Below are 7506 nucleotides of genomic sequence, written 5' to 3'. Positions count from 1 at the left end.
GCCCACACCCACCCCGGCACCGGCCACATACAACTCCCCCACCACCCCGACCGGCACCGGCCGCAACCACCCATCGAGCACGAACAACGCCGCCCCCGCCACCGGCGACCCGATCGGCGGCACCCCCGACCCCGCTACCAGCGGCGCACTCACCGACGCATACACCGTGGTCTCGGTCGGGCCGTAGGCATTGACCATCACCCGCCCCGGCGCCCACCGATCCACCACCTCCGCCGGGCAGGGCTCCGCGGCGACCACCACCGCCGTCGACGGCAACACCGACGGCGACAGCACCCCGATGGCCGACGGCGTTTGACTGAGCACGCTGACGTCTTCGGCGACCAGCACGTCGTGCAAGTCCCCCGGTGAACTGACCACCTCTTCGGGTATCACCACCAGCCGACCCCCGTGCAACAACGCCGCCCACATCTCCCACACCGAGAAGTCGAAGGCCAAAGAATGGCACTGCGTCCACACCTGCCCCGGTTCCAGCGGCAGGCCGACGTCTAGCGAGTCGAACAGCCCGATGACGTTGCGGTGAGTAATCGCAACGCCTTTGGGCACCCCGGTCGTGCCCGAGGTGTAAATGAGGTAGGCGATATCGTCCGGCTGCGGCACCGGAAGGTCCGCGTCGGGGCAGGCCCGGACGCGAGGGTCGGCGACGTCAATGACGGCGAAGTTGTGTCCCTCGAGCCGCGGGCGCAGCCGGTTGGTGGTGACGGCGGCGATCGGGGCAGCGTCGGCGAGCATGAACTCGAGGCGGACATCGGGCAGGTTCGGGTCGATCGGTAGGTAGGCCGCCCCGGTCTTGAGCACCGCCAGAATCGCCACGATTGCGTCGGCTGAGCGGGGCAGCAACAGCGCCACATACTGTCCGGGACCTGCCCCATGACCGGCCAGCAGATGCGCCAGCTGGTGGGCCGCCCGATCGAGGTCGCGGTAGGTCCACGAACGCTGTCCGTGGCTGAGCGCCACCGCCTCCGGGGCGCGCGCCACCTGCGCGCCGAACAGCGCCGGAATTGAGGCACCGTCGGGTCCGGGTCGGGTCAACACCGCCCGGTTGCCCCACCCATCCAGGCGGGCGTGCTCGGAATCATCGAGCAGATCGATTGAGGAGAGCCGCCGGGTGGGGTTGGCGGTCATGGCTGTCAACAGCTTCTGTAACCGTCCGCTCAGTGTGTCGATGCTGTTGGCGTCGAACACCTCGGTGTCGAATTCAACGCGAAGCAGGAGCTCGGGGCCCGGCTGGACGATCACCGCCAGCGGGTAGTGGGTGGATTCGCGGCTGGTGAATTCGGTGATGTCCAGCTCATGCTCGCCCGGCTGCCCGGCAGCGTCGATCGGGTAATTCTCGTACACGAGAAGGGTGTCGAACAGCTGCTGCTGACCCGCGACGCGGTGGATCTCCTGGAGCGCCAAGTGCTGGTGCTCCAGCGTGTTGTTATAGGCGCATTGCAGCTGATCCAGCAGATCCGAGGTGGTGGTTGCCGACGTGATCCTTGCCCTCACCGGCACCGTGTTGATGAACAGGCCCACCATCGATTCTGCACCGGCCACCTCAGCCGGCCTGCCCGCGACCGTGGTGCCGAAGACGACGTCATGCTGACCGGTCAGCCCGCACAGCAGCTGCGCGTAGGCGGTCTGCAAAACAGTGTTGACCGTGGTGCGAGACGAGCGCGCCAGCTCCTTGACCGCACGGGTGAGGCCGGCGGACACCGCAAATGATGTGACACCTCGGGTACCAAACCCCGTCCTGCGCGGGGGTCCCACCAACGTGGGGGTGTCAAAGCCCGCCAACGCCGCACGCCAAGCAGCGCGGGCGCCATCCAGGTCCCGACCGGCCAGCCAACTCACGAATCGGCGATACGACACGGCAGCGGGCAGCCGCTGCCCGTGGTACGCGGCGAACAGTTCCCTCAGCAGGATCGGCAACGACCAGCCATCCATCACAATGTGGTGATTGGTCAGCACCAGCCGGTGCCGGTCGGCTGCGGTGCGGATCAACGCCACCCTGAAGGCCGGCCCTTTCGCGAGATCGCAGACTGCGGCGCGTTCGGCGTCGCAGGCCCTCCTGATCAGCTCGTCGACATCGTGATCTTCGGCGCCAGGCTCGACATACCGCCACCCCGGCACGGGATCGGCCGGGATGAGCTGCACCGGATCGTCGAACTGTGGGCAGAATCGGGCCACCAGGTGTGGATGCCGGGTGACCACGGTGTGCACCGCATCCCGCAGTCGGTGCCGGTCAAGCGGGCCGGTCACGGTAAATGCCAGCTGCACCGCATACACGTCGTCGCTGGCGGTGCCGGCGTGGAAGAGCAGCCCCCGCTGCAGGGGGGTCATGGGCAAGATGTCGGCGATCCGATATTGGCGCTGCAAATCGTCGATCTGGTGCTGACTCAGCCTGGCAGGCGCGATATCGGACGGCGTCAAACCGCCCCCACCGGACCGTACATGCGCGCAGATGCCGGCCAGGGCCTCGAACCACAGCCTGCTCACCCTGGTGATCCCCGCCTCATCCAGAGCCGACGCTGCCCACGTCCAATTGGCCTGCAGTCGCGGGCCGGTGCCGGTGTCAATAGTGACGGCGCTGAGGTCCACCGTGTGCATCAGCGGCATGGGCACCGCGGCGGCGAGTGACGCGACGAGTGACGAGGAGCGGTCCTGGCTGACCAGCCACAGATCACCGGGTGACTCGGTGCCCCCGGCGCCCACCCGTCCCAAGTAGTTGAATCCGATGACCGGGTCGGACCCGGCCAGCTCCACCTCGGTGTTCAGGTACCGCAACAGCCCATAGGTCAGCGGGTGGGGGAGGGCGCGAAGTTGCTCTTTGGCGTCTTTGACGGTCGTCCCCAGCGCTGCCTCGCCGGCCACCACCTGCGCCCAGCGCAGCGCGCCCTCCGGCCCCCCGACACTCAGGGCCACCGGATACTTGGTGGTGAACCACCCGACGGTGCGCGACAGGTCAGCGTCACCGACCAACTCCTCGTCACGGCCGTGGCCCTCGACGTCAATGCCGATCGGCGCGGCGCCGGTGCCCAGGAACTCCGCCCACGCCAAGGCAAACGCAATCAGCAGGATCTCGTGTATCCCGGCGTGAAACGCCGCCGGCACCTCACCCAACAGCATCCGGGTGGTCTCGACGTCATCGAGTGCCAGCGACATGTGGCCCGCGCTGGCAAACGTATCCAACGCAGGCTGGACGGCCGGCAACGCGGCGGGGGTCGCCAGCACTTCTTGCCAGGAGCGCGCCTCGTCCACCGTGGTCGTGCGATCCGCACATGCGGCCAGCTGCGACGCCCATCGGGCAAAAGACGTCCCGGTCGCCGGCAGCACTATCTGCTGTCCTCGGCGATACTGAGCCCAGGCGATGTTGAGATCCTCCAACAAAATCCGCCACGACACCCCGTCGACGGCCAGATGGTGAACCATCAGCACCAGTTGGCGGGTGGAGGAAACCCACAATGCGCTGAGCACCACCCCGGCGCCCGGATGCAACCGGGCCCGCGCCGCTACCACCGCCTCGTCGGATAGCACGTCCACCTCATGTAGGCGCTCGCCCGCGTCCACGGAACCCGGCTCGGGCACGTACAGCGACCACGCCCGGGCGTCCCAGTTGTCGACGCGCAACCGCAACATGGCGTGACGGTCCAGCAACGCCTGCAGCACGACCACCGCGTCGGCCTGCCCGACCCCCGGGGGAGCCTGCACCACCAGCGTCTGGTTGAACTGCTCAACCGGGCCGTCCACGTCCGCCAGCCAGGCGATGATCGGAGTAGTCAGCACCGGCCCGACACCCTCATCGATCGGGCCGACCGTTCCATCAGCCACCGCTACCACCCGCGCCAGCCGGGCTACCGTCTGCTCGACGAAGATGTCCCGCGGTCGGCACATCAGGCCGGCAGCACGGGCCCGCGCCACTACCTGCATCGACATGATGCTGTCCCCGCCCAACTCGAAGAACGATTCCTCGGCCCCGACCCGGTCGAGTCCGAGTACCTGGGCGTAAATGCCGGCCAGAATCTCTTCGGTGGGGTTAGCCGGGGCGCAGTAACGAAGGACATCCTGGTACTCCGGAGCCGGCAGCGCGCGGATGTCGAGTTTGCCGTTATTAGTCAGCGGCAACGCCGGCAGCACCACCACCGCCGTCGGCACCATGTAGGCCGGCAGCCGCTCAGCCAGCGCCGCGCGCATCGCGGCCGGCTCCACCGTCTCGGTGACAGCAACGACATAGCCCACCAGGCGCTTGTCACCGGGGCGGTCCTCGCGGGCTACTACCACCGCCTGCTCCACCCCGGCCAACCCGGCCAAGGCGGCCCGCACTTCACCGGGTTCGATGCGGTATCCACGGATCTTGACCTGCTCATCGGCGCGTCCGAGATAGTCCAGTTGCCCGTCAGGACGCCACCGCACCAGATCCCCGGTGCGATACATCCGCTGCCCCCCGGCAAACGGGCACGCCACGAACCGAGACGCGGTCAACCCCGGTCGGCGCCAGTATCCGATGCCCAGCCCGGCGCCGGCCACATACAACTCCCCAACCACCCCTGGTGGCACGGGCCGTAGCCACGGGTCGACGACGAACACCGCGGCTCCGGGCAGCGGGGAGCCGATGGGGACAACGCCCGAGCCCGCTGATCCCGCTGCCAACGGTCCGCTGATCGCCGCATACACCGTCGTTTCGGTGGGTCCGTAAGCGTTGAGCATCACCCGCCCTGCGGCCCACCGCTGCACCACCTCGGGCGGGCAGGCTTCACCGGTAACCACCAACGCCACCGACTCCAGCCCCTGCGGCGCCAACGCCGACACCGCCGAAGGGGTCTGGGTCAGCACATCGACCTGCTCACTGACCAGCACCGTGTGCAACTGTTCGGGTGAGCCGACCACCGGCTCGGGTATCACCACCAGCCGCCCGCCCTGGAGCAACGGGCTCCACATCTCCCACACCGAAACGTCGAAGCCATAGGAATGGAACTGCGACCACACTCGTTGTGGCCCTGACAATTTCGGATCCAGCGAATCGATCAGCTGGGTGATGTTGTGGTGGGTGACGGCCACACCCTTGGGGACGCCGGTGGTGCCCGAGGTGTAGATCAGGTAGGCGATATCGTCCGGTTGCGGCGCCGACAGCTCGGTTTCCGGGCAGGTATCGATGCGAGGGTCCGTGACATCGATGACGGCCAAGTCGTGTCCGTGGAGCCGCGAGCGCAGCCGGCTGGTGGTGATCGCGGCGATCGGGGCGGCGTCGGCGATCATGAACCCGACCCGCGCCGCAGGCAGGCTCGGGTCGATCGGCAGGTAGGCCGCCCCGGTCTTGAGCACCGCCAAGATCGCCACGATCGCCTCGGCGGAACGGGAAAACAGCAGCGCCACACACTGCCCAGGGCCCACACCCTGCCCCGCCAGCAGGTGCGCCCACTGCGTGGCGGTTTCCTCGAGTTCGCGGTAGCTCATCGTCTGGCCCTCGAAGCTGATCGCCACCGCCTGCGGGGTGCGCGCAGCCTGCGCGGCAAACAACGCTGGAACAGAAGCCGTCGGGGCTGCGGGCCGGCTCAACACCGCCCGATTACCGATCTCATCCACGCGGGCGTGTTCGGCCCTGTCCAGCAGATCGATCGACGACAGCCGCCGGGATGGGTCGGCGGTCATCGCCACCACCATCCGCCCCAGCCGCTCGATCAGCGCTTCGATGCTGGCGGCGTCGAACACGTCGGTGCGGAACTCCACCGTCCCACCGATTCCAGCGGGCTCACCGGCCTCGCTCCAGCGTTCCGCCAGCGAAAACGTCAGGTCCATGCGTGCGGTGTGGCTATCGATCGGCACCGGCGTGACGGTCAGATCCCCCAGGGCTTGCCCGGCGGCGGATTGATCGCTCGGACCGGCGAAGTTCTGCCAGGCCAGCATCACCTGAATCAGCGGGTGATGGGCCAGGGATCGGGCCGGATGCAGACGCTCCACCAGCAGCTCGAACGGCACGTCCTGGTTCTCGTAGGCGGCTAGGCTGCGCGCCCGGACTCGGGCCAGCAGTTCGGCAACGCTGGGATCACCGCTGAGATCTACGCGCAGTACCAGGGTGTTGACGAAGAAGCCGACCAGATCATCGAGGGCGGGATCACGTCGCCCGGCGATCGGGAACCCGACGGCCACATCCGTGCTGCCACCAACTTTGGCCAGCAGCACCGCCAACGCGGCCTGCATCACCATGAAAGTGGTCGCGTTGTGCTCCCGGGCCACCCGAGCCACCTGCTGCTGAAGCTCGCCCGGCCAGTCGACCGCCACGACGGCGCCCCGGTAATCGGCCACCGGCGGGTACGGCCGATCCGTGGGCAGCGCCACACGTTCGGGCATCCCGCCCAAGGCCTCCTCCCAGTACCCCAGCTGCGCCGCGATGCGGCTACCGCTGTCGGCGAGGTCGCCGAACTGCGCGCGCTGCCACAGCGTGTAGTCGGCGTACTGCACGGCCAACGGTGCCCAGCGAGGCGCGTCCCCGCCGCACCGCGCGGCATAGGCGGTGCTCAGATCGTGTAGCAGTGGGGTGACCGACAAGCCGTCTGCGGCGATGTGGTGGGCCACGGCTACCAGCACGTGCTCGTCGTCGGTGAGCTGGAACAGCTCTGCCCGCAGCGGAATCTGGGCCGCAAGGTCAAAGCTGCGGCCTGCCACCGCGGCGATGGCCCCCCTCAGCCGGTCCGCCGGCCAGCCGGTCGCATCGGTGACCTGCCAGCCGAAGTCGGCCCGCTCGGCCGGCACCACCAGCTGCCGGGGTGTTCCCTCGGGTGCGGGAAATAGCGTGCGCAGGCTTTCCTGGCGGGCCACCACATCGGCCAGCGCAGCGCCCAGCGCCTCGGCATTCAACCGGCCGCTCAGCCGCAATGCCACCGGCAGGTTGTACACCGCCGAAGGCCCCTGCAACTGCTCCAAGAACCACAACCGGGACTGGGCAAACGACAACGGAACCACCGCAGGCCGGGGCAGGGCCATCAGCGGCTGCAGCCGTCCCCCACTGTGGTCACCGATCCGGGCCGCCAATTGGGCAACCGTGGGGGTTTCAAAGACCGCGCGCACCCCGAGATTGGTGTCCAAGGCGGCGTTGACCGCCACGACCAAGCGCATGGCCGACAACGAATCTCCACCCAGGACGGTGAATGAGTCATCAACGCCGACGCGTTCCAATCCCAGGACCCTGGCGTAGATGCCTGCCAGGATCTCTTCCACCGCGGTGACCGGGGCGCGGTAGCGGTCGGTGTCGTGGTACTCGGGTGCCGGCAGCGCGCGGACGTCGAGCTTGCCGTTGGGGGTTAACGGCAGCGCGGCGAGTACCACCACCGCCGCGGGCACCATATAGGCCGGGAGCCGCTTGGCCAGTGCCCTCCGCGCCTCGGCCGGCTCGACGGTGCCGGTGACATAGCCGACCAGCCGCTTGTCCCCGGGCTGGTCCGCACGGGCCACGACGACCGCGCTCTGCACCCCATCCAGCCCGGCCAGCACCGCCCGCACCTCACCCAG

General features: G+C 68.3%; 1 protein-coding gene. It reads right to left on the bottom strand.

Annotation, left to right across the window (positions count from 1 at the left end):
- Positions 1 to 7506: non-ribosomal peptide synthetase (locus AWC08_RS00820; protein WP_142283338.1), on the bottom strand; the 7506-nt coding region annotated here is incomplete at both ends.

Source organism: Mycobacterium gordonae, from assembly GCF_002101675.1.
Classification (GTDB): Bacteria; Actinomycetota; Actinomycetes; order Mycobacteriales; family Mycobacteriaceae; genus Mycobacterium; species Mycobacterium gordonae.
Note: the sequence above shows the minus strand (reverse complement) of the source record. Positions and strands in the feature narration are given on the sequence as shown.